27 protein-coding genes and 1 pseudogene are annotated in these 26,560 nt (G+C 61.4%); 9 read left to right on the top strand and 19 right to left on the bottom strand.

Features of this window, described 5'->3' with window-relative positions; translation table 11 throughout:
• Positions 1-200: 200 nt before the first annotated feature.
• A complete protein-coding gene (locus tag P0D89_RS16455) occupies positions 201-1,394 on the bottom strand; it encodes a phytanoyl-CoA dioxygenase family protein (protein ID WP_408358982.1) in 1,194 nt (397 codons plus the stop codon).
• A gap of 98 nt (positions 1,395-1,492) precedes the next feature.
• Between P0D89_RS16455 and P0D89_RS16450 the strand changes: the two genes are divergently transcribed.
• Both P0D89_RS16450 and P0D89_RS16445 read left to right on the top strand, forming a co-directional pair.
• Complete coding sequence (locus P0D89_RS16450) at positions 1,493-2,545, top strand: LacI family DNA-binding transcriptional regulator (RefSeq protein WP_408358984.1); 1,053 nt, start codon at positions 1,493-1,495, stop codon at positions 2,543-2,545.
• Positions 2,546-2,949: 404 nt separating this feature from the next.
• A complete protein-coding gene (locus P0D89_RS16445; RefSeq protein WP_408376915.1) occupies positions 2,950-3,822 on the top strand; it encodes an endonuclease/exonuclease/phosphatase family protein in 873 nt (290 codons plus the stop codon).
• Between the two features lie 26 nt (positions 3,823-3,848).
• Here P0D89_RS16445 and P0D89_RS16440 read toward each other — a convergent pair whose 3' ends face one another.
• Complete coding sequence (locus P0D89_RS16440; protein WP_408358988.1) at positions 3,849-4,517, bottom strand: hypothetical protein; 669 nt, start codon at positions 4,515-4,517, stop codon at positions 3,849-3,851.
• Positions 4,514-5,920: a selenium-binding protein SBP56-related protein gene (locus P0D89_RS16435; RefSeq protein ID WP_408358990.1), complete on the bottom strand. Its 1,407-nt coding sequence runs from the start codon at positions 5,918-5,920 to the stop codon at positions 4,514-4,516. The genes P0D89_RS16440 and P0D89_RS16435 overlap by 4 nt, the downstream gene beginning before the upstream one ends.
• 560 nt (positions 5,921-6,480) lie before the next feature.
• Between P0D89_RS16435 and P0D89_RS16430 the strand changes: the two are divergent.
• The 5 genes and pseudogenes from P0D89_RS16430 to P0D89_RS16410 form a co-directional block, all read left to right on the top strand.
• Positions 6,481-6,844: pseudogene (locus P0D89_RS16430) on the top strand (dimethylsulfone monooxygenase SfnG); the annotation flags it as partial.
• Between the two features lie 588 nt (positions 6,845-7,432).
• Positions 7,433-8,632, top strand: a complete 1,200-nt coding sequence (locus tag P0D89_RS16425; RefSeq protein WP_408358992.1) for a porin — start codon at positions 7,433-7,435, stop codon at positions 8,630-8,632.
• A 1,005-nt stretch (positions 8,633-9,637) separates the two neighbouring features.
• Positions 9,638-10,141, top strand: a complete 504-nt coding sequence (gene phaP, locus P0D89_RS16420; RefSeq protein WP_408358994.1) for a TIGR01841 family phasin — start codon at positions 9,638-9,640, stop codon at positions 10,139-10,141.
• A gap of 445 nt (positions 10,142-10,586) precedes the next feature.
• Positions 10,587-10,850: a hypothetical protein gene (locus P0D89_RS16415; protein ID WP_408358996.1), complete on the top strand. Its 264-nt coding sequence runs from the start codon at positions 10,587-10,589 to the stop codon at positions 10,848-10,850.
• 45 nt (positions 10,851-10,895) lie between these two features.
• Positions 10,896-11,183: a hypothetical protein gene (locus P0D89_RS16410; RefSeq protein ID WP_408358998.1), complete on the top strand. Its 288-nt coding sequence runs from the start codon at positions 10,896-10,898 to the stop codon at positions 11,181-11,183.
• 174 nt (positions 11,184-11,357) lie between these two features.
• On the opposite strand, the gene P0D89_RS16405 is transcribed toward P0D89_RS16410, so the two are convergent.
• A complete protein-coding gene (locus P0D89_RS16405) occupies positions 11,358-11,666 on the bottom strand; it encodes a hypothetical protein (protein ID WP_408359000.1) in 309 nt (102 codons plus the stop codon).
• 185 nt (positions 11,667-11,851) lie between these two features.
• Between P0D89_RS16405 and P0D89_RS16400 the strand changes: the two genes are divergently transcribed.
• The gene (locus tag P0D89_RS16400) at positions 11,852-12,130 is read left to right on the top strand and encodes a hypothetical protein (RefSeq protein ID WP_408359002.1); all 279 of its coding nucleotides are present in this window, start codon (positions 11,852-11,854) and stop codon (positions 12,128-12,130) included.
• 334 nt (positions 12,131-12,464) lie between these two features.
• On the opposite strand, the gene P0D89_RS16395 is transcribed toward P0D89_RS16400, so the two are convergent.
• The 5 genes from P0D89_RS16395 to P0D89_RS16375 form a co-directional block, all read right to left on the bottom strand.
• A complete protein-coding gene (locus tag P0D89_RS16395; RefSeq protein WP_408359004.1) occupies positions 12,465-13,403 on the bottom strand; it encodes a hypothetical protein in 939 nt (312 codons plus the stop codon).
• Between the two features lie 19 nt (positions 13,404-13,422).
• Positions 13,423-13,785 (bottom strand): hypothetical protein, encoded by a 363-nt coding sequence (locus tag P0D89_RS16390; RefSeq protein ID WP_408359006.1) that lies wholly within the window; start codon positions 13,783-13,785, stop codon positions 13,423-13,425.
• Between the two features lie 159 nt (positions 13,786-13,944).
• Positions 13,945-14,397 carry a CPBP family intramembrane glutamic endopeptidase gene (locus P0D89_RS16385; RefSeq protein WP_408359007.1) on the bottom strand — a complete coding sequence of 151 codons (453 nt, stop codon included), beginning with the start codon at positions 14,395-14,397 and terminating at the stop codon, positions 13,945-13,947.
• 183 nt (positions 14,398-14,580) lie between these two features.
• A complete protein-coding gene (locus P0D89_RS16380; RefSeq protein WP_408359009.1) occupies positions 14,581-15,363 on the bottom strand; it encodes an ABC transporter substrate-binding protein in 783 nt (260 codons plus the stop codon).
• Positions 15,364-15,705: 342 nt separating this feature from the next.
• The gene (locus P0D89_RS16375) at positions 15,706-16,044 is read right to left on the bottom strand and encodes a DUF190 domain-containing protein (protein ID WP_408359011.1); all 339 of its coding nucleotides are present in this window, start codon (positions 16,042-16,044) and stop codon (positions 15,706-15,708) included.
• A 298-nt stretch (positions 16,045-16,342) separates the two neighbouring features.
• On the opposite strand from P0D89_RS16375, the gene P0D89_RS16370 reads away from it, so the two are divergent.
• Entirely contained in the window at positions 16,343-16,789 is a 447-nt protein-coding gene (locus tag P0D89_RS16370) for an SRPBCC family protein (protein ID WP_408359013.1), read from the top strand.
• A gap of 90 nt (positions 16,790-16,879) precedes the next feature.
• Here the strand turns inward: P0D89_RS16370 and P0D89_RS16365 are convergent, their stop codons facing one another.
• The 10 genes from P0D89_RS16365 to P0D89_RS16320 all read right to left on the bottom strand — a co-directional run bounded on the left by P0D89_RS16365 (position 16,880) and on the right by P0D89_RS16320 (position 26,468).
• Entirely contained in the window at positions 16,880-17,314 is a 435-nt protein-coding gene (locus tag P0D89_RS16365) for a DUF1801 domain-containing protein (RefSeq protein WP_408359015.1), read from the bottom strand.
• Between the two features lie 94 nt (positions 17,315-17,408).
• Positions 17,409-17,936, bottom strand: a complete 528-nt coding sequence (locus tag P0D89_RS16360) for an SRPBCC family protein (protein ID WP_408359017.1) — start codon at positions 17,934-17,936, stop codon at positions 17,409-17,411.
• On the bottom strand, positions 17,933-18,568 hold the full coding sequence (locus P0D89_RS16355) for an ArsR/SmtB family transcription factor (RefSeq protein ID WP_408359019.1): 636 nt from the start codon (positions 18,566-18,568) through the stop codon (positions 17,933-17,935). The genes P0D89_RS16360 and P0D89_RS16355 overlap by 4 nt, the downstream gene beginning before the upstream one ends.
• Before the next feature lie 150 nt (positions 18,569-18,718).
• On the bottom strand, positions 18,719-19,306 hold the full coding sequence (locus P0D89_RS16350; RefSeq protein ID WP_408359021.1) for a hypothetical protein: 588 nt from the start codon (positions 19,304-19,306) through the stop codon (positions 18,719-18,721).
• Positions 19,307-19,973: 667 nt separating this feature from the next.
• On the bottom strand, positions 19,974-20,360 hold the full coding sequence (locus P0D89_RS16345; protein WP_408359023.1) for a DUF488 domain-containing protein: 387 nt from the start codon (positions 20,358-20,360) through the stop codon (positions 19,974-19,976).
• 35 nt (positions 20,361-20,395) lie between these two features.
• Positions 20,396-21,076: a uracil-DNA glycosylase family protein gene (locus P0D89_RS16340; RefSeq protein ID WP_408359025.1), complete on the bottom strand. Its 681-nt coding sequence runs from the start codon at positions 21,074-21,076 to the stop codon at positions 20,396-20,398.
• 310 nt (positions 21,077-21,386) lie between these two features.
• On the bottom strand, positions 21,387-22,631 hold the full coding sequence (locus P0D89_RS16335; protein WP_408359026.1) for an MFS transporter: 1,245 nt from the start codon (positions 22,629-22,631) through the stop codon (positions 21,387-21,389).
• A gap of 14 nt (positions 22,632-22,645) precedes the next feature.
• On the bottom strand, positions 22,646-23,185 hold the full coding sequence (locus tag P0D89_RS16330; protein WP_408359028.1) for a GAF domain-containing protein: 540 nt from the start codon (positions 23,183-23,185) through the stop codon (positions 22,646-22,648).
• Between the two features lie 33 nt (positions 23,186-23,218).
• Positions 23,219-24,637, bottom strand: coding sequence for an MFS transporter (locus tag P0D89_RS16325; RefSeq protein ID WP_408359030.1), 1,419 nt, complete (start codon positions 24,635-24,637; stop codon positions 23,219-23,221).
• A gap of 46 nt (positions 24,638-24,683) precedes the next feature.
• On the bottom strand, positions 24,684-26,468 hold the full coding sequence (locus P0D89_RS16320; RefSeq protein WP_408359032.1) for a gamma-glutamyltransferase family protein: 1,785 nt from the start codon (positions 26,466-26,468) through the stop codon (positions 24,684-24,686).
• Between the last annotated feature and the right edge of the window lie 92 nt (positions 26,469-26,560).

Raw genomic sequence — 26,560 nt, 5'->3', positions numbered from 1 at the left:
TTGATTCCCCAGCGATCCGCGTCATAGGTCACCGCCCAAAGATTCTTGTGTACCGTGATGACGGAACCGTCTGCGCGATTCCTGGAGTACTCGCCGTACAAATGAACCTTTCTCCCGAACCGCCTCGAACTTGTTCCGGTGATGAACCTTCTTTCCGCCCATCGGAAGCGAACCGTCAGGCGACGGTCTGCTCGCAGCATCTAGGCTTCGCGGCGCGAGACCTGTTCGCGGATTGCAGCGCGAAATCTGGCGACGGGCCACGATTCATCGAGCGCGCGCGAGAACAAGCCCTGTTGGCTCTCCGGCGCAAGGCCGCCGAGCGGCGGGTCTCGGTCGAGGTTCGTCGGAAAGGGGTAGCCCTCCGCGCACGAAGCAACCACAGCGTCCGCTTCAGCTCTTGTCATGTCCGATGCTCCAAGGCACTCCAGCAGGACCGGGTACAGCGCCTCGCACATCCTCGCGCGGTTCAACGACTCCATTGCGCGGCCATAGGCCGATGAAATCTGCAGAAGATTCGCCATGCGCTGCACTGACGCCGTCCGGTTCGAACCGGCTGCATGAAAGAGCGCCGGATTGAAGAAAAGCGCATCGCCTTTCTCGAGCGGCAATTGCACGAAGTGCGTCTCGAAGTAATCGCGAAAGTCCTGGCGACGCCACGCAAGGTAGCCTTCGGCATATCGTTGCGAGAAAGGCAGAAGCTTGGTTGGCCCGCTTTCCACCGGCATGTCGCTATGCGCGATCGCGCCTTGTAGCGTGAGAAAGGCCGACATCGTGTGCACATGGGCTGGGTAACGTTCGGCTTCCGCTACGGTCTGAAAGCCGAGATGGTAGTCGCGATGCGCCTGCTGCGCCTGGCCACCGGGACGCACGACATTGACCTGCGACGTGACCTGAAAGCGAGGACCGAGCCACGCCTCGGCCATGGCGAGAATCGCCGCGCCCGAATAGTAGCGGGCGAACACCAATGGAGCACGCAGGCACAGCTTCTCCTGCGCGTTCCAGATCCGGTCATTTGCGCCCGCTTTCGCGAAGTGGTCAGCGGCTGCCGTACCGGCTTCGTGCTCTTCGCGGATGATCGATTCGAAGACCTTTGTAGCGTCGTCAACGGGCGTGGTGTCGGCATAAACCCGCTTCAGCACCAGTACGCCCGCCCCACGATTCAATACATTTGCCCACTCGGCTTGCAGGTCAGCGCGACACAATGGGGCTTCCAGGTCATTGCGAAGCTCGCGGCAGTCGTAGATCGGCACGTGCTCGCATATGTCGGTAGCGAACTTCAGATCGCCGTCCTCCGGCTGGGCCTTCAGCACGGCGACAAAGTCCCGCAGCGAACAATCCTGCTCGCGATACGCATGGCGTGCCGGCGCATCGTTGCGCTGGTCGGTGCTGTTCATGGCGCCTCCTCCTTGTCTGGTATCGACAATAGTCCTCCAGCGGGCGCTTGCGGTACCATAAACACCTCAAAAACACATCAATCAGGGAAACGCCAGCCGTGGCTCATCGATTTCTGATGAAGGAAATCGCCCTCCAGGCAGGCCTTGGGCTAGCCACGGTCGACCGGGTGCTGAACGGACGGGAACATGTTCGCGAGCACACGCGTCAGCGCGTCCAGCACGCGATCAAAGAACTGGAGAAACAGCAGTTCCAGTTGGCGACCAGCGGACGCAAGCTGGTTGTCGATGTAGTTGTCGAGGCGCCGCCCAGGTTTTCCGACGAGATACGCGAAGCCCTGGAGTCGGAATTGCCGGGTCTGCACCCCGCGGTGTTCAGGCCGCGCTTTCTGATGCGGGACACCATGCCGACCGCCGAGGTCGTGGACGCGTTGAAAGCGATCTGCCGCAGAGGCAGCCACGGGATATTGCTGAAGGCGCGAGATGTCCCCGAGATTTCGCACGCTATTGCGGAACTGCAGCAGCGCGGCATCCCTGTCATTACCATTTTCACTGACATTCCACGGTCCGGGCGGATCGCCTATGCGGGACTCGACAACCGGACGGCAGGGGCGACGGCGGCGTACCTCATTGGCCAATGGCTCGTGCGTCCGGAGGGCAATGTTCTCGTTACGATGAGCAACGAGCGCTTCAAAGGCGAGGAGGAGCGTGAAATCAGTTTTCGCGAGGAATTACGCCGACGTTTTCCAAAGCTGAAACTCGTCGATGCTAGCGGTGGTCACGGTCTCGACACGCAAACCGAGAAGCGCGTAAAACGCGCCGTGGGCCGAAGGAAGAAAATCGCAGCCGTGTATTCGATGGGCGGCGGCAACGTTGCGATACTTCGCGCGCTGCAGTCGATAGGCCAGACGCCGGAATGCTTCATCGGACACGACCTCGACAGGGACAACGTTCATCTGCTGCGCGACGGGAAGCTCAGTGCGGTCCTGCATCATGACCTTCGGCAAGACATGCGAACCGCCTGCCACCACATCATGCATTTCCATAAGCTGCTGCCTGCTTCCGCCGTCGGCCCGTCGTCGTCGGTGGTGGTCGTTACGCCGGTCAACATTCCGCAGTATGTCGAGCAGCGCTTCGGCAAGCTTTACCCATGAACTGGCGAGTTGATAAGCCTCCTGCACGTACACATTCAGTGCGCTTCGACAGAAGACAGGTTTCGCCCGAAGGTGGCAGGTCAAACCGGCACGTGGACAAATTTGGCACGTTGCGTTGCAGCATGGTACCGGCATAAGAGGGTTATACCTAGGCATTTACCCGAGACCCTCGTGAATGCCGCTGCGCAGTACGCACCCAAACCACCGGGTGAAGCCATGCGTCGTTCTCTGTGCGGAGGGGGAACCGGACTGCATTTCGAGGACGCCGCGTCGTAACGAAACGCACCGGAGACGCGGACAAGGAGGGGGCCGCAAGCCTCGTACCAAACAGCGGTTCCGGTTACGCCGCAACGCATCAACGGCGCAGCGATAAACTGACATTGTGCTTCTCCAAGGAGAACATCATGAGACTCGTCGACTGGAATGTGCAATGGGGATGCGGCGTAGACGGCCACGTCGACCTCACCCGGATCGTTCGGGAAGCGCGCGACCTGTGCGACTTCGACGTGTTGTGCATGCAGGAAGTGACGCGCGGCTTCAATGAAGAGCCGGCGGCCGGCGGACTGAAGGGCTCGCCATCTTCCGATCAATTCGTCGAGCTTGGCTGTTTGCTGCCCGGGATGACCGTGATCGACGCGATCGGCTCCGACCTTCCATCCCTGCGCGACAGCCGGCATCGCCGACAGTTCGGCAACGCCATCGTGACCCGCTTGCCGGTCCGGCAGGTACTCCGCCATTCGCTTCCATGGCTCGCCGATCCCGCCAAACCATCGATGCTGCGCGTCGCGCTCGAAGCGGTGCTCGAAACCGACATCGGCCCGCTCCGCGTGATCAGCACGCATCTGGAGTTCTATTCGGAAAAGCAGCGGCTTGCGCAAGTGGAGCGCCTGCGGGAGTTGCATCGGGAAGCGTGCGATCACGCACGCTTTCCCGCCAGCGCTGAAAAGCCGGACAGCCCGTTCGCCGACACGGGTCGCCCGACGAACGCCGTTCTCTGCGGCGACTTCAACAGCGCGTTCGAGGACGCGGCGTATTGCCGGATGCTCGAACCGATCGCGCACGCCCCCGCGTTTGTCGATGCATGGACCTGCGCGCATCCTGGCGAGCCGCGCGCGGCGACCGTCGGACTGTACGATCATGAGCAATGGGCCGACGGACCCTTCGCATGCGATTTCCTTTTCGTCACGGAAGATCTCGAACCGCGCATCATGTCGTGCGATGTAGACCCGCACAGCCGCTCATCCGATCATCAGCCAATGTGGCTCGAATTGCGCTGAACCGGCTCGGCGGCGAACGGACACGATCAGCCGAGCCCCGCATTCGCCAACGAAATCGCGCCCACCATGATGAGGCTGCACGCCCAAACCGTATCCAGATTGAACCAGCTTCGCGATACGAACTTGAGCCCCAGATAGCGATAGACCAGCCACGCGAGCAGGCCGCCCGCCCCGATCATCGCAGCGCCATGCACAGCTGAGACCAACAACGCCATGCGCAGGTTGTCACCGATCAGGGCCTGCGCGGCCCGGTGCGCGTGATCCATTCCGTAAGAGCGGCACAGCCCGAGATAGATCGGCACCAGCATCAGCCCCGCGCCGTGCGCAACAGCAATCGTGAACGACCACAGCGCGAGACGCGACGGCGGAATCCGCGCGAGCATACGCGGATGGCGACGCCAGACCAGCAGATACGCGCCGAAACCAATGACGAGCACGCTCGCGCCGATCTGTATCCCGCGCTGCCATTCGAGCAGGATCGCCAGCATCGCAAACGGCAGCATCACGACGAACATCGCCAGCACGTGCCCCGCCGCCAGATACAGAAGCGCGGCGAGCAGCGCCCCCGCGCGCCGCTGAATCAAACCGTTCGAGACGGCGAGCGGCCATCCCATCGCCGGGTTGATCCCGTGATAAAGACCGCTCGCAAGGATCGCTAACCAAAGGCCGATTCGCGACCAGCCTTCCCCGATCAAATTCCCACCGACGGATAACAGAACGAATCGGTCGAGCAATCGCCACCTTCGAGCCTGATCTGATGAGCCCGGTAGCCTTCCGGAAAGCTCACCCAGAAGTCGTCGGCCAGCGTGAGGCCGCCACCGGGTTCGGCCCGCGCCATGACCTGCGCCGCGGGCACCCCCGCTGGATAGAACTGGTTGTCCCAGGTCGAATAGAGCGAGTTGGTCCAATAGACGCGCTTGCCGTCGCGGCTGATCTCGACCATCTGCGGGCCGCCCGCGAAGGCTTCACCGTTCGGATGACGCGCGCGCCGAGTGATCCCGCCCACGTGGACCGAACCCGTCAGCTTCGGCTTGCGGGGCTCCGTCACGTCGTATTGCCGCATCTCGCCGGTTCCCCAGCAGGCGACGTACAGGAATCTGTCGTCGAGCGAGAGATCGATATCCGTGACGAGCGGCGGCACCGCGCCGAAGCCCTGCAGCAACGCTGGGAGTTGTTCCGCCGCTGCGGGCTCGGGCGCAATGGTCGCCGTCTTCTCGATGTGGAACTGTCCACCCTCGCGCCACCAGGTCCAGATCGACCCTTCCAGATTGGTCGTGTCGACCACCACGCCGATGAACCCGTACTCGCGGCGGGGGTCGTGCGCGGGTCGTACTTCGAGCGCCATCTGGTGATTCGCGCCGAGATCGATCGTCTGCACGTTGCGCCTTGCCCGCAGGTCCCAGAAGTGGATACGGTGCCCGTACTTGTTGGACAGAAGATCCGCGGCGACAATCCCGTTTTCGAATTGCGGCGGCAACGCCCATTCGCTCGACACCATGTAGTCGCGCGGCAGGTTCCACCAGAAATCGTAGTGCTTCTCCTGAGGACCGCGGTCGATCTCCCAGCGGCCGAGCACGTCGAACGTCTCGCAGTCCATGATGAAGATTCCAGGCGGCCCGTCGGTGCCGTCTTTCCCACCGCCGCCCAGCGTGCTGACGTAAATGCCCTCCGGCCCGCAATGGACCGTATGCGGACGCGAGTAGCCCGTTTTGCGGAAGATTTCCTCGGGCTCGATGATCTTGTGAATGCGCGCCTGGGTCGGATGAGGTTTCGTATCGACAATGTAGATGCGCGAGGAGCGCATCCCCGGAATGATCAGGTAGCGCCGTTCGAGGAAGGCGTGGCCGGTTAGCGGCGATAACGCCGACGAGCACGCATTCCATCCGAAATGGTGGAACTCGTCGCCCTTGTTCGGCACCTGCACCGTATGAACTACTTTGCTGTAGGTCGGCGAGCCGGGCTTCACGTCGACGACGGCGAGCGCGTCGGGCTGCGAGAAATCGGGGCTGAGCAGCAGCGTGTACGTGTAATCTTCCGCCGGCGCATCCATCGCGAGTTTCGGCGACGCGTGGAACGTGGGATCTGGACGCATACCCATGGTGGGATTCTCCTTGTCTGACACAACGACGCTCAGCATAGATTTGTAGTCCACGCTTACGGCGAGATCAACCGGAAGTTTTTGTTTCTTCCGGAGCGCGCCGGTTTTCGTGCTGCATCGATCCGCGCTCACGGCGCCGCTGCGAGCGTTCGCAAGCCGCGTCATTTGCAATGCACGAATCGTTAGAAGCAAGCGCTCGGGGATTGCTTATAGTGAATCGCCTAAAGCAAATCCACCCAGAATCGGGATCTTCGATGAAACCCGTTGCGTTCTTCGCTACGAACAGCCGCTGCCAGCATCGCCCACTTCGCGGTAACAGTCGGTGTCGCGCGCACTGATTTTCTGAGCAGAATATTCTGACCAGCTATCGCGCTTGCCGATGCGCCGATATGACACAGCGTACCGCCGACGGAGACGATGTCATGCCATTCACTAAATAGGTCGCACTGCAGATTAACTTTGCTTCTACCGAAGAACCATTGGAATGAGCAAGAAGTTGAAAATGGTCGCCGTCTCCGGCTGACTGGAGTGGTCTTCGCGAACGCTGGTCATAGTCGAACGCACGCGATACGGAAGAAGAGGCGCGGGCCGTGCTCGACGACATCCTCAGGCAGGCGCACGTCGAGGCCGCGCGTGCGTTCGGCGACGCCGTCAAACAGGCCGGCAGGGCTTCGCCCGGAGGGCGAAGGCAACTGGGCCAAATCGAGCTTCGAAGACCTGGTGCACTACAACGACGATTTCCGCTCCAACCTCATCGGCACGCCGCAGCAGATCGCGGAGCGCATCGTCGAATTGAAATCGGTCGGCGTGGATCTCGTGCTGGCCGGTTTTCTCCACTTCAACGAGTAGGTCGAATATTTCGGCAAGCGCGTCTTGCCGCTCGCGCGCGAACTCGAACGCAAGCAGCTCGTGGAGGCAGCCTGATCACGAACAACGCAACGCCGCCGACGCTTGCGGACCGGCCGTCGCGAGCTGCTTCGCCACGCGAGCCTGCGCGCGTGTGTCTGAAATGAGACAGAGGTCCTTCGCAAATGGTGCGCGTTCGACCGCTGACGGACTTCTCGCGCGTGAGCCAGTCAGCCGTCGTTGGCGTCCGCTTCCCACCACGGCGGATGCATATCTCGGCCTATTGCACCTGCCGCGAAAAACTGACTTGAAAGGCGCGACAGCGTAAATCCCCCGGCCAATCGGGCTTCTGCCATCGAAGCGTCGCATCGGCTTGCTCTAAGGCATCGCGCATGCGAGCGATCCGATGCGCCATGGTCCGCGCCCTCAGATCGAAATCACAGCAAACTAACTAGATCGTACAAATTAGGATAAACCCCGAAAGACGCGATATTGCGTTTAATCGACACTCCGGGCTGTTCTCAAATACTGAGCGCGACTCTGTGTTCCCCTTGCGCATTGGCACCGGCATGCTCGCCGGCCACACACCGCGCGCTGGATTACCGGGCGATCACTAGTGACAGAGATCAAGAAAACACATTCACAGAGATTCACACAGGAGTAGCAATGAAAAAGGCACTGGTAACCTCGGCCCTGGGGTTGGTCGCCCTGGGCGCGCATGCACAGAGCAGCGTGACGTTGTACGGCATCGTCGATGCGGGTATCGGCTACCAAAGCAGTTCGGCAGCGTTGGGTTCGAACTCGGGCGGCCGCTCGGTCGTCAAGATGGTCAACGGTGTCTGGGCCGGCAGCCGTTTCGGCTTGAAGGGCGCGGAAGATCTGGGCGGTGGTACGAAGGCTATTTTCCAGTTGGAGCAGGGCTTCAACAGCGCGACCGGCGCGCAAGGCGTGACGGGTCTCGCGTTCAACCGCCAGGCTTATGTCGGTATGACCAATGCTGCCTACGGTACGTTGACGGCCGGCCGCCAGTACACGTCGTACTACACGCTGCTGTCGCCATATAGCCCGACCACGTGGCTGACCGGCGCATACGGCGCGCACCCGGGTGATATCGACTCGCTGGACACGCTGTACCGGGCGAACAACTCGCTGGTGTACACGTCGCCGAGCTTGCACGGTCTGACGGTTAGCGGCTCGTACTCGCTGGGCGGCGTGCCGGGCAGCTTCAACGCCGGTTCGACGTGGAGCGCGGCATTGCAATACCTGAATGGTCCGTTCGGTATCGCGGCGGGCTTCCAGCGCATCAACAACTCGACGCCGGGCGGCGGCGATTGGGGCGCTAACTCCACGACCTCGAACAACGGCACACAGGCTGGCATTTCGGGTATCAACAACGGCTTTATCTCGGCGCAGGCGCAGCAGCGCGTCGCAGTGACGGGCGGCTACGCGTTCAACTCGCAGTGGGACATCTCGTTCGCGTACTCGAACGTGCAGTACATCCCGGGCACCAACTCGAAGTTCCTCGACACGGCGATCTGGAACACGATTGGCACGGTGCTGCACTTCAAGCCGATCACGGCGCTGGACCTGGCCGCCGGCTATAGCTACACCCGCGCAACGGAGTCGAACGGCATCTCGAGCTCGGCTCGCTACCAGCAGTTCAATCTCTCGCAGTACTACAGCCTGTCCAAACGCACGGGTCTGTATGCGCTGGAAGCGTATCAGCGCGCGAGCGGCCAGACGATTGGCACGAACGGCCGCAGCATCATCAACGCTACCGCTGACATCGGTGACGGTCAGAACGGCGCACCGTCGTCGTCGCGCAGCCAGGTTGCTGTCGGCGTGGGTATGATCCACAAGTTCTGATCGGGTAGTGAAGTGGCGGCGTGGCGTGACGCCGCCACGATTGGCGGCGCCAAGGTCGTGCAAAGCCGCTTCTTATCCGTCGACGGCGTTATCACATACGGCGGCGTCGATGTGTATGCACGGGTCGATCCGCAGCACGCGTGAGCGACCCCGTTCTCCGTCGGAATTTATGACGGATGCCAACGCGCATGAAACCTGTTTGTCGGTTGTGTATGGCGTCAAGCCGATGATCTGGGCCAGAGCGCTCTGCCCCAGCGAGCCAATGCCGCTTGTTTTCTCATAGACCGCGATCGCGTAGACGTCCGTGCGTTTCGGCAGGAAAGAATCCAATCCCGCGCTAAACAGGTTGTAGGTCGCTCCACCTTGACCGCCTGCTCCGCCGTTACGCGTGTAGACGGCGCGCCGGTCCAGTAACCTCAAGGCACCGAATACGGGCCGTCCCGGCCTTGCGACCCGAGACGTTTGTCGCCAGATCTCAAGGACTTGGCTCACCGCCTAGGTTAAAGATATCGTTCAGACCGAGCCGGGGCAGAGTCACTGGCGGCATTGATAGACACGGTAATTGTCAGAGGAGACAGCTGCCGGACGATGGCCGCACCCTTCCGTCGAAGGCCCAAAACTCGCTCTAGCAACTATCCGCCGAAAACCGCGCACGCTGGCGGCAACCGCCTGATACCGGAAAGCCCGAGCGCCCGACATTCGGCCTCTGGCCTACCGTTCCCGTTGATCAGCAGGTGAATCAGACAATCCTGCTTAATTCTGACAAAAAGCAATACACCCTCAAGCATAGCCAGCACCAAGGGTAATCACCTACAAACCAGCTCCCCAAAGGCATATTTAACAAAGTTAGAATGAACCATCTAATGCTGCATTGCAGAAGCGGGAGCCTCGCATAGAACAGCAGCTCTCGCCGCCGCGATCGGGATCGGGATCGGGATCGGTTTTTTCATACTACCGTCTATAAATTGATTTGTATAACTAAAGGAGTTGACGGTGTACGCATCGATGACTGAGCAATTTGGCTGGACGCACAGTGGCAACGTTTCCACCGTGTTTTCCGTGGCCCGCGAAACCTTCAAAGGTTTCGAACAACTGGTGCAATTGAACCAGCAGATAGTCAAGACGGCGCTCGCCGAAAGTGAACCGGCCGTAAAGGTGGCGCTATCGGACAAGACGCCCCTCGAACTATGGGTTCATCAAGCCAACAGCGCACGGCCGGTCGCGGAGAAAATGCTCGCGCATAGCCGTCAGGCGCTCGAAATTGCGACTCATACGCAGGCCGAGCTTCTGAAAATCGTCGATGCCCAATTCCAGCAGCAGCAACTCAAACTGCGAGAGTTCGTCGACGGCTTCGCCAGGAATGCTCCCGTGGGCTCCGAGGCGGCCGTCACCGTGTTGAAGTCGGCGGTATCAATGGGTGGGGTCGGCTATGAAACGATCCACAAGGCTGCCACGCAAGCCGTCGCCATAGCGCGAGGAAATCAGCCTGTCGCCACTTCGGCAGCATAGGCCAGACAAACGCTGCCAGGTCATTCAGCCGTTTCCGGAGAGGCCGTCAGCATCGCGTGATTCGGGATCGACAAGGGTCGCATCGCGCTACCCATTTTCTCGCCAGTTCAACTGCGCGAGGGCAGGGGTGCGATTGCCGTCCCGTTCACCGGATATGCGCCGCGCGACTTCATTGAACACGATGTTGCGCGGGTCACTGACGACCAGAATCGCCCGATAACGTCACACTCTTATCAGACGAGGTCACTATGAGCGAAACATGGATGGGACTGACAATCAGCGGCGTTGCAATGCTGGTTGCAATGCCTTTGATCGTAAGCCACTACCGCCGGGAACGGCGTCGCGGCCAGCTCCTTCGGAACCTCAACCACGAGGACTGGTGGTATCAGGCGCGAACCGGAATAACAGCGACCCGGACATTTAAAAGGACCAGGAGATAGGGAGTGTGATGGGAATCGACGGTTCTTATAAGAGCGATCTGTTGCACATCGAAGCGATAATCGCCACGCTCGAACGAATGGCTAGAACTGGCGAGGGCATTGCTTCCACGTCCGTAATCAACGATCCGGACTATTGGCGCCGGCGCATTGAAATGCTGCTTGACCGGCAGGATCTCTCTCGCGCTGATCGAAAACATGCTCAGGCCGTGAAAGAAAGACTGCACGGAATAGTCCATATTTCATCAGAAAGAAGAGAGACCGAAAAATAAGATCGACTTCATGCGGGCGTCAGTCAAAAGAACAGGAGGGGTGGTATGAATAGTGGACCGTTCGAAACGGGGGGTAAATTGCCATTGATGCATTCAGCGAGCGCTCACCGGCTTATTGTGCGGGCGCGTGTTCAAGGGACGCGCATTGCAGCTATCTGGCAGGTGCTACTGCCGTTTTCCCGCAATATCGAGAAAGTGAACATCATGACGCTTCCGGAGCACGGCTTCGAGCAGGTCACGATAGCGCTGCGCCCGACTCCACGAGAGGCGCTGGATTTGATCGTCACGCGGCTTAACAACATGCCTTGGGTGACGAGCACCATTCTTTGCTAGGGATCTTCAGCAGCGATGGGCCGGCGGTCATTTGTCGCGTTGCACGATAAATCCGGTGGCCGAGCGTGAAAGACGCGCGCTGCGCGTGCAGACTATCGGATAGCGGCGCCTGTCACGCGCATGGATTCAGGGGCCTCGCCACGCCTTGGGGCGTGGCACGCGTGGGCTCGCGTTTCAGAGCCGCGGCAGGTCGTCGATACATTTCTCGATGTGTCCATCCGGAACGTCAGTATCAATTCCGTCGCGCCCATCGGTGTGCGGAACCGGGCGAATCTTGGGCCCGAGGAAACGCGTGCCGCCTAGCGTGAAGAGGGACCACACGTCGTCGCCGCGCCGCATGATGTCGATCACCTCGCCGACTTCGACGATGGTGGCCGGGGACTGCCAGGCGCGCGTGGCGGGATCGACGGTTCCAAGGCGCACGTGGGAAATTTTTCCGTCCTGCGGATCGATACGCACGGCGTCGATAGCAAATGTTGCCATATCGCCTCCTTCCTCTGGCTGTTTTTCAATCGTAGCACTGCCGCTGATATGTAGACGCTTCAGGGTGTCCGAAAACGACTATCGCCGGGCTTGCGCAGACACTTCAAAACGTCACTGCATTGCGCTACGCTCTGCATGAATGCACCCTCTCCTGACATCCCAAAGCGGAGTGCGAACTAGCTCTCATGACAACGCACCATCTCACTGTAACGGCTGGTCCCGGCGCGCTGCACGTGGTAGCGGTGTGGAAGGGTCTACGCAGTTGCGGTGCGCGTATCACGACCTTGCGAGTCCAGGTCAAGCCCTCGGAGTCGATCGAAATGTTGACTGTGCAGGTCGACGGCGTGTCGCTCGACGCACTGCAAAAAGTGGTGGCCACCTTGAACAACCTGCCCTGCTCGATGAAGACGGCGCTCGTTCTTACGGACGGTGATGCGAGCACGTCTGCAACTGCCAAGACGTAGCCCTCGCGCTAGCTGATGATTTGGACGGCGCAACGCCGGTGACGAGTGGTCGCGTCCGGGCTCGGGGTGGAACCGTCACCCAAGTGTCCCATTCGCCTTTTGGGAGAACGCCTCCCAACACTCCGCAGACGCTCACTTCGATACAACGCCGCTTCGATTCCTGGTGCGGCTTCTGTGCGGAAAATCGGCAGCGAATCGCGCCGGAGCAGTAACCGCTGCGCCCTTCGATGGCGACGCGAAGACAAGCCGGAACGCCGGGTGCCAAGGTTTTGACGTTGCACTGCTGAATTGGCGAAAATTTCCACCACTTCGCCAGTCAGCCGCTGGACGTACTTCACGCCCCGGCTCGCCGACGCCCTGGCTGCGCCGCGAGCACCTGCCGATAGTGGTTGTTGTCGAGCAGCAAGTGGTCGATGTGCTCCGACAATTTCCGGTTCTGCTCGCGCAGCGCCGCAGCCTCATGCGTGGCCTGACGGCGCATCGCTTCATTCTGCGTCTTGAGAAATCGCCCGGTCCCGTCGAGCCGTTTCACCGCCTGCGTCAACGTGGCAGCGCTACCGCCTGACCCGGTGATCGTGTTGTGCAGTCCTTCGAGCATCGCATTCACGTGTTTGCCCGCCAGATCGCGAGCGGCCTCGGCCCGGCCCAACTCGCGCCGCAGATGAGCAGCCTCTTGCTCGAGACCCCGGATGCGCGCATGCGCGTCGGCCAGTGCCGCTTCGGTCAATCGCAGTTGCAGCGCGTCGTCATGCCGAGCGGGCGCACGCCCCCGCGCCGACGCGGTTTGAAGTTGCCCGAGCAATGGCGTCAGCACATCGCGAATCGCGGGAACCAGCGCGGACTGCAGTGTATCGGCGGTGACTCCGGCATTCGCACTCGCGCGTGCCCGCTTCGCCGCCGACTTGCCCGCACGGGTCACCGTCACGCCGTTGCCGTCGCGGCTGCCGCCAGTCGGCCCGGCCCATTGCGCCCCCTCGGCCGCACCAAGGCGGGCACCCGGCTGCGCCGCCGCAAACGACTGCGCGCGCAATACCGCGGCCTGTACGGTCGACGAACTGGGACTGCGTTCGATCCCCGCTTGCGGCGCGACGTGCCGCAGCAGCTTGCTATAGGTTGTCGCACCATAGAGGCGACCGGTCGCCGCGCGCACCACTGCGATCACGCCGTCCAGGAAGCGCGCGTTGTCTTGTTGCGTGTCGCGGTTGAGCCGAGGCAGCGCCGCCAGGATCTGTCGCAACTGCGTGTCGGTCCATTCGATGCGCGGTCGGCCCATGGTCTATTCCTCCAAGCTCTCAGAACAGCGACGCCTGGCGCGGATCGCGCAAAGGTGGCCGCGACAGCTTCGACGTTTTCGCGGATACCGCAGCGCGAGCGGAGGCACGGCGCTTCGCGACACGGCGCAGATGTGCAATGAGCCGCACCACCCCGCCCGCGGCGGTCAGCGTCAGGCTGAAGTGCCCGGTTTCACCGGGAGCGCTCGGGCCGTGTGCACGAAGAGAGGGCTTTAACGCGTGGCGCCGGGCGCGCGCAACGAGTTGGCCGCGGCTCATGCCGGGCCAGCAATCGGCCACAAGTCGCTTTACCGCTGCCGGCAGCGTCTCGGGCGCGACATCCGCCGGCAGCGCAAGCGCGACCAGTTCGAAGGTATCCGCCATGTAGGAGTCTCCAGAAACTTGACGAGTGGTATTTTGCCATTATTTGGATCATAAATACTGTGATATTTATGATCCGTTAACTCGTGTGGAGAATACTGCTTGAATGACGCCGACGGCATGCGCGCCGCCGCGCCGCCGCGCCGACATCACAATATGGTTTCACTGCAAGCCAAAAATCAGTGCGATGGAAATGGCATTTCGTAACGCATGGATCGCAGCGACGATCGCGAAGGCTCGCCCTCGCCGCATCTGTTCGACAACGAAGACGTAACCCAGTACGAGCCCAACGGGAAACGTGGTGATTACATATTTCCAGCTATAGAAATGCATCGCCGCAAACAGGGCCGCTGACACGATGACCGCCACTCCAGGGCCGGCACCCAGTTTTTTTCGCAGCAACGTGATGCATCCCCATTGATTGACCGCCGTCTCGACGAGCGACGCGATCAGGCAAGTCACGATCAGTGCATAGACGATGCCGTGCGACCTGATATTCGGGCCACCGAACAGCTGATGTGGAAGGAAAAAGTCGGCGACGTAGTCGAACGGCAATGGCAATAGCTCGGTCGCCAGCAACGCGAGAGGAATCATGAGCCACCAAGGTGTACTCAAACCAAGGCGCCATACGCTGGCTTCCAAAGAACTGGGCAGGTCTGCCTCGGGTGATCGCATCGTCTCTCGGTTGTTTTCGTTATGGACCGCTCACGGCCTCCTCGCGGATTTCGAGGATCAACTACTATCCGGTCAACGACAATAGCCCGGCCTACCGCTCGATGCCGTGCGCCGGGCCATATTTCACTGGCCGTAGACGTCGAAGTCGAAGTACTTCTTCGCAATCCTGTCGTACGTGCCGTCCGCGCGCGTGTCGGCGATGGCCTTGTCGATCTTCGTCTTCAGATCGGTATCCTCTTTGCGCAACCCGATCGCAGTACCGCTGCCCAAGGTCTTCGCATCGTAAAGCGGATTGCCGGCGAATCCGAAGTCCTTGCCTCGCGGCGTGCGCAGGAAGCCGACGTCGGCCTGCACGGCATTCTGCAGCGATGCGTCGATGCGCCCACCGATCAGGTCCGTGTACACCTGATCCTGGTCCTGATAAGACACGATCGTCGCGCCGGCCGGCTCCCAATACGTCTTCGCGTAGGTTTCCTGGATCGAGCCCTGCTCGACGCCGATTCGCTTGCCCTTCAGCGCTTCCGGCGTCGGCACGATCGTCGAACCCTTCTTCGCGACGAGGCGCGTCGGAATGCGAAACACCTTCGCCGAGAACGCGATCTGCGCCTGGCGCGCCGGCGTCATCGACATCGTCGAGAGCACGCCGTCGAACTTGCGTCCCTTCAGGGCGGGAATCATCCCATCGAAGGAGTTCTCGACCCACACGCATTTCGCATCCAGGCGCCGGCAAATCTCGTTGCCCAGATCGATGTCGAAGCCGACGAGCTTGCCGTCGGCGGCCTTCGATTCGAACGGCGGATAGCTCGCGTCGACACCGAACCGCACGGTCGGCCAATCCTTAGCGATCGCGTTGCCGGACGATACGGCGAGCAGCGCAACCGTCAGGGTTGCAAGCATGGCTTTCATGTTTCTCCTTTGTCACTCTTTTAGAAAAAATGTGCGGCGTGATCGAACGGGCAAGCTCGGACGGCTCGGCAGTACCGAGACCGTTAGCTCATGGAGCCTCATCCCGCGCGCGGGCCCGACATTCGAGCCTAATCTGCCCAACCATACAAATGCATTAAAAAAATCATTTCATGCAGATCACGCATACCGACATATCGCTGACTGCGACGCGCAGCCGGTTGCATGCCGAACGGCGTGCGGCGCGAACGGCATGCGATGGCCGTCGTGTCTTCAGCGGGAACAGCCGGGGAGATGACCGTCGATCTCCGCGATAGCTGTTCGCGGCAACGGCAAGATCGCACGCTACGATTTTTTAGTGTCCCCGTCGTCATTTCCCACGACGCCGAACTCGACCGCCGTCTTGACGTAGAACAGATGGACGCCATCCGCGCGAAGCCGCTCGAATAACCGGTCGGCTTCTTCGCTCGTCACCGCCATCACGATGGACAGGGGCTGGTCCGCCAGTTCGAAAAAGTGCGCGGAATGAATGCGATGATGATGGCCCATGCCTTCGGAAGCCGGTATCACGGTGGCGCCCCGCAGACCCAGTTCACCCGCGAGATGGACGAGCCAGTCGGCCAGCGGCTTGCCGCGATGTCGGCGATCCTGTTGGGTAAAGAAGGTGACCTGATAGCCGTTCATGGTGGCGTCTCCTTCATGCGGCTCGGGCCGCTGCCAGGCAGCGTCACCGGCAGCGTTCCTGTGACATGTCAACGCTACCACTTCCGCCGGAAAGGAGTGAGCCCGTGGTATGAGATTGTCGAAGATCGCTAGCGCAGCTCACTGCGTAGGTGAGCGATGCACAAGCGACCGGCGTTCATCGCGCGGCAGGAACGCGAGCAGTACCATGGGTTTTCCCTGGTCGTGACGATGTCGATACCGCAGTCGTCGATTCGTCGTGGAAGTATCTACAACTTCTTTAGTGAAAAGCGAGCACACCATGGCTACCGGAACCATCCATCTCCATCGCGTCTTGCGCACGACCCCCGAGCGCATCTACCGTGCCTTCCTCGAACCCGATGCAATCGCGAAGTGGCTTCCTCCCTATGGCTTCACCTGTCAGGTCCATCACATGGATGCCCGCGTCGGGGGCACCCACAAGATGTCCTTTCGCAACTTCAGCACCGGCAACGGCCACTCGTTCGGTGGCGAATATGTGGAACTGGTGCCGTTCGAAAAGATCCGCTACTCGGACCGGTTCGACGACCCGAACCTGCCAGGCCAGATGCACGTCACCATTTCATTGCGGCAAGTGTCCTGCGGAACCGAGGTCACGATCGTGCAGGAGGGTGTGCCCGAGGTCATTCCCGTGGAGATGTGCTACCTCGGCTGGCAGGAGTCGCTGATGCAGCTGGCGAAGCTGGTCGAACCTGAGATTTCTGACTGAGCGCGTCGGAGTAGGCGAGCATGTCGTTGCTCGAAGCGCGGCCATTGGCGATGGCGCTTCGAGCAGCATGAGGCGTTCACGTGCCGCCGCCTACTTGACCTGCTTCGGCTTCGGCTTCGGCTTTGCCTTTGCTTTTCCGTTGGCCGTATTCACAGCAATCGCGGCGAGGATGAGCGCCTTGAACGCGCTCGCGTCGACCTGCTCCCCTTCATGGATGTCGATCGCGCGCCTGACGTTGCCGTCGAGACTCGAGTTGAACAGCTTGCGCGGGTCCTGCAACGAAGCCCCTTTGGCGAAGGTCAGCTTCACGACCGACTTGTACGACTCACCGGTGCAGACGATCCCATCATGCGACCACGTGGGCGTGCCCATCCATTTCCATTCCTCCACGACATCCGGGTCCGCTTCCTTGATGAGCTTGCGCATCCGGCTCAAGGTCTCGCCGCGCCAATCCGCGAGATCGGCGATTCTTTTGTCGATCAACTCAGATGCCGGCTGGCCCTCGGGCGAATCCGACTTTTTCATGTTGTTCTCCTGGACTTCAAGCATCGCGCCGATTGCGGAGCAAGTCTTTCTCCGTGTTCAGTGAGCCGGGCCTCTCGTCCCATGAGTTGCAGGTTCAGATACCAAAGCGCTTCGCATACTCCTCGTTCAAGCGAGGCCAGCCGAATTTCATCGCCTCGCCGGCGACGATACGTCCGATCGGCTCATCGCCAACGAGCCGATCGAGCACATCGAGGCAGATGTGCCAGCCGGCTGCGCCCATCGCGATGAAGCCGCGATCGATGCTGTGCCACAGCGTGAGCCGCGTGCCGTTGCCGAGCGGTTCGAGTTCCCATCGCATGTCGTTGTCGCCCCAGCGGTATTCGAGCAGCGTGGGCGCGTCGGCGCGCGTCACCTGTGTCTCGGAGACTTGCGGCGTCGGCGTGCCGACCGTTGAAAGCTTCACGGGTCCCACAGAGGCGAGACTCCGGTCGGCGTCGAACGGGGCCCACTCCCGCAGACTGGCCGGATCGGTCAACGCATTCCAGACTTTCTGCGGCGAATGGCGCAACTCGCGAACTAGAACGAGTGTCCATTTTTCGCCGTCTTTTCTGACTTCAGCGCCGGCGGCGGGGCCCGGCATGTATTCGTCTCGGTTGCTCATGCTTTCTTCCCCTTGCGGTGTGATGCTGGATCCAGCTGATCGAGGTGGCGTTCGAGAGCATCGACGTGAACCGACCAGTAGCGGCGAAACGGTTCGAGCCATGCGTCGATCTCCATCAGCGGCTCCGGTTTGATCCGGTACAGACGCCGCTGTGCGTCAACGCGCGCTTCCACGAAGCCAGCCTCGCGAAGCACCCGCAGGTGCTTCGAAACCGACGGCTGCGAGAGGTTCAGCTTCTCCTCGATTTCACCCACGGACTGCTCCGAAGAGGCGAGCAGACTCAGGATTGCGCGGCGGCTCGGTTCGGCGATGATGGCAAATGTCGATTCCATATCTCTTATATACTTCGTGGAGTATATTCGTGTCAAGCCGGGAGTGTGCTGTCGTTGGGATAGAGGGTGTCTTCGGGGTGCCTGGGGGTTTGGCTGGCGTTGACGCTGTGGCGCGGGATCGCCTGTTTCGGCAACGCCGCGCATCCGGGAAATCCCGTGGTCAACATGCCGTAGGAAACCGTGGAAACCGGCGCTGTCACGCAGCACAAGGTGTGCGCACAGCGTCAAAGGAAGCGCGAAGCGTTGCGTCGACAGCGGCATCCGCGCCAGATCGCTCTCGTCGAGCGACGCGAACGGCAATACGATGCATCCACGATCCCGCAGACATTGTCTGCTTCGTGGACTGCTACCAAACAGTCGGTTCAGCAAACGGCAACTGCCCGTCGCCGGGCGCGTCATGCTGCCGGGACAGCCGGGATACGACGATTTACTCCTACACCCTGCCGGGCGTCAGCCTCGCGCCCGGTCGATCATACTGAGCGCCAGTTCCCGCGCAAGATCCGCGTATAACTCGGCCCATTTGCCTAGCAACGTGCAGTCGTCGGTCAGGAACAGCGGATGTCCCACCCATGCGCTGACACTCGGCCCCTTCCAGGCCAGTTCGAATACGCGCAAATCCCGATCCTCGCTGATGCCAATGTCGATCATTTCCTGAAACGACGCGAGGTTGCTCAAACGCACACTTTGCACCGCGATGCCGTGGATCGCAGCGAGCGCGCCGACCACGCGCTCCCGCGCGTCGTCGCGGCTGCCAGCGAGCAGAAACACGATGCTTTCGTGGTGGGTGTTGTCGAATACGGCCCGATAGAGTGAGGTTCTGCAGCGATGGCTTAGCTGTGTGCCCATGGTTGCCTCCGTCTGCGAAAGCGGTGCCTTGCTTTTGCTGATCGCCCGAATGCCGCTCACTTGCTTGCCGAACCGCTGTTTCCGGCCGCGGTACGTTGCGCTGCTCCAGAACACATAGACCCCGCACACGACCAGGCAGGCCAGTGCGAGAATCCCGACGCCCCAGAGTACTGCCAGATCAGCGTTCGCCATATCAGGCCCCCTTCTGTGTCGCTCATGGTTCGACCGTCATTTCCGGGATCTCGCCGGCCATCCTGGCTACAAGCCGGACTCCCCTGCACTCCAACCGAAAAACGCACCGTTCCCGCTGGCGCGCACCCGGCTGAATATCCACCTCACGCCCTTCGTTGCCAATTCGGCTTTCCGCGCGACCGGTCAGTGCGGCGAGCTATCCGCCCGGATATGACGGCGCGGCCTGTCATTTTTTTCGGCCGGTTCCACGCGTGAACCGGGAAATACCCGCCGCGAATGGATTCGCTCCGGTAGCCGGCGTCGTCGTCACCCGGTAAGCGGAGCGACGATACTTCCAGTATCGGACGGCCGTTGCCATTGATCAACAGAGCACACCTCTCTATTGACCAATCCGTCTCGCTATAGGACGCTATTCAGTCCTCCCGGGCTCATGCTCACGGCATCAGGAATTGGCGAGCGCGTCGCTGCCTCAAGGAGCCCGTGCCAACCGGCAATGGGTTGAAACTACCGCCAGGCGCCAGACGGCCACGAAGAGCGCCGCCGGGCAATCGACAAATCCCACATCGCTTCCTGCGTTGCGGAACACAAAATGGCCCGCAAGAGGCTCGCGCCGGCAACACGCCGCGTAAACCCGGCATACATGCATTCTCGCCAGCCGCACGCGGACTCAGCCTTTGTGCAAATGCAATAGAACGTCGCGCAACACGATCGCCTGGTTGTGTTCCTCATCTTTGGCGCCGTAGACAAGTGTGATCCGGTGACCGGCCGCATCGCTCATGAGTTGCTGCATGCGCGTTCGCATCTCATCGCTATCCAGTTCATCGCGATAGCGCTGCTGAAACGCCGTCCATCGCTGCGGATCGTGCCCGAACCATTCGCGCAGCTGCGCGCTCGGCGCAAGCTCACGCGCCCACTGGTCCAGTTTAAGCGTCTCCTTACTGCGACCGCGCGGCCATACGCGATCGACCAGCACGCGATAACCGTCGTCCGGGCCCGGCTCTTCGTAGGCTCGCTGGATCACGATCTTCGCGCTCTTGCTGTTCGCACGCGGCATCCGTTCCTCCGCTCTACAGGATGTGCCGATCCGGCTTATCTGTTCACCCCCGTCCCGGGAGAGACTGCTTGCACCCTTGCCCGCAGCATCGGCAGTACTTCGCTTTCGAACCACGGGTGATGCTTGAACCATGCCTGATTGCGCGGCGACGGGTGCGGCAACGGAATGAAGGCCGGCGCGTATTCGCCCCATGCCCTCACCGTTTCCGTCAGCGACGGCTTGCGGCGCTCGCCGAGGAAATGACGCTGCGCGTATTGGCCAATCAATAGCGTCAACTCTACGTTATGCAACTTCTCCAGCAGGCTATCGAGCCACAGTTGCGCACATTCGCGGCGCGGCGGCTTATCGCCGCTAGTGCCTCGTCCGGGATAGCAGAACCCCATTGGGATGATGGCGAACTGCGTCTCGTCATAAAACGACGTGACGTCGACGCCGAGCCAGGATCGCAGACGCTCGCCGCTGGGGTCGCTCCATGCGATGCCCGACGCGTGCACCCGCGCACCGGGCGCTTGACCCACGATGAGGATACGGGCTTCGTCCGCAGCATGCACGATGGGCCGCGGACCCAGCGGCAGATCGCGTTCGCATGCGCGGCAATTGCGCACGTCGGCAAGAAGTGCTTCGAGGGTGGGATGGGCGGGCTTGTTCACTTGCGGAAATCCGATTTGGCGCGGGCTTCGCGCAGATCGTACGAATTTCCATTCTACAACCGCCATTTGCGACAGGCCGTTTCATGGACGGTGAATGAAGTTCGTCCATGCTGCACGGCGCGCATAGGAGCGATCATGTCCACCGCTTCAATGCGTCGAACCGAACAAGAAGATTTGTTGAGCGCTATCCGATAGCGTCGCCCAATTTCGTTCGGGTACCTTATTGATAACGAGGTCGCAAGATTCGAAAAAGCTCGATCATCGCGAACATCCTTCTGCGCGAAGCTTTGTTGACTAGCCCGTCTTCCTCAAAAATGGCGCGAGCCATATGAAACGCAAGCACCACCTCCATGCAACCGTGGTGCTGCAAAGCGGCTTACTTCTGTGTGTCGTACAACCGGTCGGGCACGAACAGCGCGGTGACACCACTCAAAAAGAACACCCCGCCCACCACAAGAAAACCAGCGCCAATCGAAAACTGGGTAGCCAGATAACCGATGACGATCGGCGCCGCGCCCGAACAGAAGCGGCCGAGGTTGTAGGAGCCGCCCACCGCCGTGCCGCGAACGGAAGTCGCGAAGCTCTCGGACATGAACGTGCCGATCGTACCGAGCGGCACGCCGTACAAAAAGCCGAACAGCAGCATGAGATACAGGATGTTCTCGCGCGTATGCAAGAAGATGATGACGGGCAGAAAAAGCGCCGCGCCCACGCAACCGAGCACATACACACCGCGCCGGCTCCAGCGGTCACCCAGCCATCCGGCGACGATCTTGCCGACAAAGGCGACCACGAACGTGCCGATCATGTAGCCCGCCATCGCGTTGAATTTGACGTGCAGTTCCTTTTCCAGGTAAGTCGGCAACCAGTTGTTCAGTCCATAAAACCCGGACAGCGCGAACACCGAGGCCAAGGTCCACAGAATGAACATGGTTCGCGACTGCCGGTTGCTGAAGATCAGATAGTAGCGATTGTCGACGAGCCGACGTTCGCCATTGCGGGCGGCCGCGTGGATCGCCTGCCAGTTTGCCGGTTCGGGCACCACGAACTTGATTGCCAGCGCCAGCAGCACAGGCAGCGCCGATACGTAGTACAGCGTGCGCCAGCCGTAATGCGGCAAGATCCAGTTGCTCAACGCGATGACGACGATGTAGCCCGACGAAATGCCCGTCTGCAACATACCGAGAATCAGCGAGCGCCGCTGCGTCGGCACATATTCGGCGACGAGCGTGGTCACCAGCACCATGCAGCCGATGCCGAGAGAACTGATGAATCGCACGACCGCGAATTCCACGAAGTTATGCGTGAGCCCCAGCAAGCCGGCGCCCAGCGAAAAGAGCGCCAACGCCCACGCAATGACCCGCACCCGCCCCAATCGATCGCTCGCCCAGCCGCCCGCGATTCCGCCGATCGCCATGCCGATCAATGTCAAGCTTCCCAGTGCGCCCGATTCGACGTTGGTCAGTCCGAATTCGTTTTTGATTCGTGTGAGCGTCAGGCCGTACATCATCACATCCGCGCCGTCGGCGATCAGCGCAAGGTAGCCGAGAATGAAGACGAGCAGCCAGCGACCCTGGGCTTCGGAAGTCGTGGTCAAGGTTGACGGTGTGGTGGAAGCCATAGTTGTCGTTGATGTCAGTAAGACGTGAGACCGTCGGCGCGAGTCAGTTGCAGATTGAGCAAAGCGGGGGCGAGAAAGCTGCCGATCAGCACGCCGATTTCCTCATGCCTGCGGGTATACCAGCTTTCTACGTGGGTCATGTTCATCGTGCCAACACAGACCCCGTCGTACGCGATCGGGATGTTCAGGATCGATCCGAGCCCCATGCCGGTCATCACCGCGTGATCGTCGAACGCGTCGCGGATACCTTGCGCGGTTTCCGCACGGAACGGCCTGAGGTCCTGCAAGATCTGCTTCGACCACGTGGTGCCGCGCTTCTGCTTGCGCCCGCCAAGCGGATAGACGGCGGGCATGTTGGTATAGACGCGTTCGACCTCCTGCTGCCGCGCATCGTAGGACATGATCGTGAACAGCCTCGCCCCGATCGCGCTTGCCGCCACCGCGTGCACTGCGCGGAAAATTTCTGCGGGTTGATCCTTCACGCGCTGGGCGTTGGCGAGACGTTCGAGGTCCGAGAGTTCCAGCGCGTTCTGCTCGATAAGGTCGTCTTGCATAGTCCGTGTGCCGATTTGAGAAATGACGAACGCTCAGCCGCGCATTTCGGTGGAGCTGAGCGGGGCGCGGACGTCCAGCGCCGCTTCGGCGCTATCCACTTCGATGTCTTCGAGCGAGCGGTTGCGCGTCTCGATGCCCAGGAAGAACACCACGCAGGCCCCGATCAGCAGGACCGTCGTGGTCATCGTGAACACGCCGAGGAAACCCAGCGCCGGATAGACGAGGCCGACCAGAATCGGCGCGCTCACCGAGCCGATCCGGCCGAACGATGACGACGAACCGGTACCGGTCGCGCGCACCGTGGTCGGAAAGACTTCCGGCGTGTACGCATAGACCCCGGCGAACGCGCCGTTCATGAAGAACGACAACGCGATGCCGGCGGCCATGATCTGTATGCCCGTGTGCGAGAACGCCAGCGTAATCGCCGCCACGCCGCCAAGCAGCATGTACGACGCCACCACTCCCTTGCGGCCGATCCGTTCATTGAGCCAAGCCGCCGAGAAATAGCCCGGAATCTGCGCACCGTAGATTGCGATCGAATAGCCGAAGCTTTTCGTCATCGTGAGCCCTTCCTTGAGCAGCAGGCTCGGGATCCACGAAAAGAACGAGTAGTACGCGAACGCGACCGAAAACCACATCAGCCAACTGACCGCCGTCGTGCGCGCAAGCCGTGGCGACCACAGCGTCAGCACGTTGCGCAACGCGCCGCCGTTCGCGGGTGCCGGTGCGGACGCGGGAATCGCAACGAGGGAAGCGACGGGCGCCAGCGCAATGCCGCGGCTTGCAAACCACGCTTCGATATCGCTTACGATCCGGTTCGCTTCGCCGCGTCGCCCTTGGCTTTCCAGCCAGCGGGGCGACTCGGGCAGCGTCCTGCGCCACCACAGCAGCATCACGACCGGCAATGAAGTCGCCACGGCGAGATATCGCCAGCCATCGTCAAAGTTGCGCACAACGGTGAAGCCGAGAATCGACGAGCCCAGATAGCCGAAAGACATGAACCCGACCAGCGCGCCGCAAAAGATGCCCCGGTAGCGCCGGGGCACGAACTCGGCCAGAAACGGCGCGATCACCACCGTCTCCGCGCCGGAGCCAAAACCCGCGACGATGCGCAACGCGAAGAACGTGTGCCAGTCGGTGGCGGCGGCGCTCGCGAGCGACGCGGCGCAATAAATCGCCAGCGCCGACATCATGATGCGGCGGCGGCCGATCACATCGGCGAGCACGCCCGACAGGAACGCGCCGAAGAAGTAGCCAATATAGGTGCTGCTCGCGACGAGGCCGCTCTCGGCACTCGTCAGGTGCCACAGCTTGCTCACGAGCGGCAGCAGAAATGCAAGCGATGACGAATCGAGTCCATCGAACATATACCCCAGCCCGCCGATGAGCAGGAGCTTGCGATGAAAGCCCGAGATCGGCAGTCTTTCAAGACGGGCGGCGACAGCAGACACGGCGTTTCTCCCCAAGGACAAATAGGCGATTGGCGGGCCGCGAAACTTATCGCCCGACCGCGTAGGCCTGCATCTGCCGCGGCGTTGCCGCGCCACGCATCAGCCCGTTTCTGATCCCAACCGCGCAGACGCGGCCCAACGCCCAGGGTTCGGCCACGTTCAGGTCATGTCCACGCGCGCGCAACCCGGCAAGCGTGTGCTCCGGAAAGCGCGACTCGGCGGACATCTTGCCCAGTTGCATCGAACGCGGGTAAAACGAGCCAGGAAAATGCGCGGTCTGGAACGACGGTGCGTCCGCGGCCGCCTGGAAATTCATGCCACCATGCACGTGCCGCAGGAACAGCTGGAGCGACCACTGATCCTGCTGGTCGCCGCCTGGTGTGCCGAAGGCCGCGTAGGGCTTGCCCGCGCGCGTGACCAGCGTCGGCGACAGCGTGGTGCGCGGGCGGCGTCCCGGTCCCAGCGACGACGGCAAGCCCTCTTCCATCCAGAACATCTGCGCCCGCGTGGTCACGTTGAAGCCAAGACCGGGCACGGCGGGCGACGCCTGCAGCCAGCCGCCCGACGGCGTTGCCGAGACCATGTTGCCCCAGCGATCGACGATGTCCAGATGAACCGTGTCGCCGCGCAGTTCAGGCAGCGGGGCAAAAGTCGGCTCGCCCTGGCCCGAGCCGCCGGACTGCTCCTTGCCGGCATTGGCGATGATTAGCGCGGCGCGCCGTTCGCTGTCGCCGAGCATGCCGGGACGGAATTCGAACGACGCGCGAGCGGGGTCGATCAGCTTGCGGCGTTGGTCGTTGTACGCGTCGCTCAGCAGCGTGTCCATTGGCACCTGCGCGAACAGGGGGTCGCCGTAGAACACTTCCCGATCGGCAAACGCGAGCTTCGAGCATTCGATCACCGTATGCACGAAGTCGGGCCCCAGCGGATCCATCGCAGCCAGGTTGAAGCCCTTCAGCAATGCGAGCTGCTGCAGGAACATGGGCCCCTGGCCCCACGGACCTGTCTTGTGAACACGGAAGCCTTCGTAGTCGTATGAGACCGGGTCTTCGTAAGTGGGCTGCCAGCGCGCGAGATCGTCCGCATCGAGCAGGCCGCGGTTGCGCTGGCCGGAAGTGTCGAGCACCGGGGTCGAGCGGAAATACTGGTCGATGGCATCGGCCACGAAGCCGCGATAGAAAACTTCGCGTGCGCGTTCGCACTGCTCGGCACGGTCGCCGCGCGATTTCGCTTCCTGCAGGATGCGCCGGTAAGTCTGCGCGATCGCCGGATTAGCAAACAGCCGGTTCGGCATCGGCGCATCGCCGTCGCGCAGCCATTGCTCGGCCGAGGTGGGCCATTCAGTCTGGAAGAAATCCTTGATTGCGAGGATCGACGACGTCATGCGCGGCAGCACCGGATAGCCGTTCTCCGCATAGCCGATCGCATAGCTCAACACGTCCTCTAGCGGCAGTTGGCCGTAGTCGCGCAGCATCGCCATCCACGCGCCGAAGGCACCGGGCACCACGGCCGGCAGCAAGCCCGTCCCCGGAACGACTTCGAGTCCCATCCCGCGCATCCGCTCGATCGTCATCGCCGCCGGCGTCACGCCCTGGCCGCACAGCACGCGCACCCGGTCCTCGCGCGCACTGTAGAACACGACCGGCAGTTCGCCGCCCGGACCGTTCAGATGCGGCTCGACGATCTGCAGAACAAACCCGGCTGCGGCCGCGGCATCGAACGCATTGCCGCCCTTTTCGAGCACGGCCATTGCCGACGCGCTGGCCAGCCAATGCGTCGAGGCCACCATGCCGAATGTGCCAATCAGTTCCGGACGGGTTGTAAACGACATGCTCGACTCCTCAGTGCGACGAATTACGATGATCTGGCGAACCAATAAACAAAGGTTCAACAAAAATAAGGTGTCAGGGTACGGCTAACAGC

The sequence above is a fragment of the Paraburkholderia sp. RL18-085-BIA-A genome, assembly GCF_046027075.1.
In the GTDB taxonomy this organism is placed as follows: Bacteria; Pseudomonadota; Gammaproteobacteria; order Burkholderiales; family Burkholderiaceae; genus Paraburkholderia.
This window is presented reverse-complemented; position numbering and strand designations above follow the sequence as displayed.

What these genes read in the sequence shown, in the direction of transcription:
- P0D89_RS16455 (WP_408358982.1), bottom strand. Translation starts at nt 1,394, where the DNA reads ATGAACAGCACCGACCAGCGCAACGATGCGCCGGCACGCCATGCGTAT.
- P0D89_RS16445 (WP_408376915.1), top strand. Translation starts at nt 2,950, where the DNA reads ATGAGACTCGTCGACTGGAATGTGCAATGGGGATGCGGCGTAGACGGC.
- P0D89_RS16435 (WP_408358990.1), bottom strand. Translation starts at nt 5,920, where the DNA reads ATGGGTATGCGTCCAGATCCCACGTTCCACGCGTCGCCGAAACTCGCG.
- P0D89_RS16425 (WP_408358992.1), top strand. Translation starts at nt 7,433, where the DNA reads ATGAAAAAGGCACTGGTAACCTCGGCCCTGGGGTTGGTCGCCCTGGGC.
- phaP (WP_408358994.1), top strand. Translation starts at nt 9,638, where the DNA reads ATGACTGAGCAATTTGGCTGGACGCACAGTGGCAACGTTTCCACCGTG.
- P0D89_RS16410 (WP_408358998.1), top strand. Translation starts at nt 10,896, where the DNA reads ATGAATAGTGGACCGTTCGAAACGGGGGGTAAATTGCCATTGATGCAT.
- P0D89_RS16405 (WP_408359000.1), bottom strand. Translation starts at nt 11,666, where the DNA reads ATGGCAACATTTGCTATCGACGCCGTGCGTATCGATCCGCAGGACGGA.
- P0D89_RS16400 (WP_408359002.1), top strand. Translation starts at nt 11,852, where the DNA reads ATGACAACGCACCATCTCACTGTAACGGCTGGTCCCGGCGCGCTGCAC.
- P0D89_RS16395 (WP_408359004.1), bottom strand. Translation starts at nt 13,403, where the DNA reads ATGGGCCGACCGCGCATCGAATGGACCGACACGCAGTTGCGACAGATC.
- P0D89_RS16390 (WP_408359006.1), bottom strand. Translation starts at nt 13,785, where the DNA reads ATGGCGGATACCTTCGAACTGGTCGCGCTTGCGCTGCCGGCGGATGTC.
- P0D89_RS16380 (WP_408359009.1), bottom strand. Translation starts at nt 15,363, where the DNA reads ATGAAAGCCATGCTTGCAACCCTGACGGTTGCGCTGCTCGCCGTATCG.
- P0D89_RS16375 (WP_408359011.1), bottom strand. Translation starts at nt 16,044, where the DNA reads ATGAACGGCTATCAGGTCACCTTCTTTACCCAACAGGATCGCCGACAT.
- P0D89_RS16370 (WP_408359013.1), top strand. Translation starts at nt 16,343, where the DNA reads ATGGCTACCGGAACCATCCATCTCCATCGCGTCTTGCGCACGACCCCC.
- P0D89_RS16365 (WP_408359015.1), bottom strand. Translation starts at nt 17,314, where the DNA reads ATGAAAAAGTCGGATTCGCCCGAGGGCCAGCCGGCATCTGAGTTGATC.
- P0D89_RS16360 (WP_408359017.1), bottom strand. Translation starts at nt 17,936, where the DNA reads ATGAGCAACCGAGACGAATACATGCCGGGCCCCGCCGCCGGCGCTGAA.
- P0D89_RS16350 (WP_408359021.1), bottom strand. Translation starts at nt 19,306, where the DNA reads ATGGCGAACGCTGATCTGGCAGTACTCTGGGGCGTCGGGATTCTCGCA.
- P0D89_RS16345 (WP_408359023.1), bottom strand. Translation starts at nt 20,360, where the DNA reads ATGCCGCGTGCGAACAGCAAGAGCGCGAAGATCGTGATCCAGCGAGCC.
- P0D89_RS16340 (WP_408359025.1), bottom strand. Translation starts at nt 21,076, where the DNA reads ATGGCGGTTGTAGAATGGAAATTCGTACGATCTGCGCGAAGCCCGCGC.
- P0D89_RS16335 (WP_408359026.1), bottom strand. Translation starts at nt 22,631, where the DNA reads ATGGCTTCCACCACACCGTCAACCTTGACCACGACTTCCGAAGCCCAG.
- P0D89_RS16330 (WP_408359028.1), bottom strand. Translation starts at nt 23,185, where the DNA reads ATGCAAGACGACCTTATCGAGCAGAACGCGCTGGAACTCTCGGACCTC.
- P0D89_RS16320 (WP_408359032.1), bottom strand. Translation starts at nt 26,468, where the DNA reads ATGTCGTTTACAACCCGTCCGGAACTGATTGGCACATTCGGCATGGTG.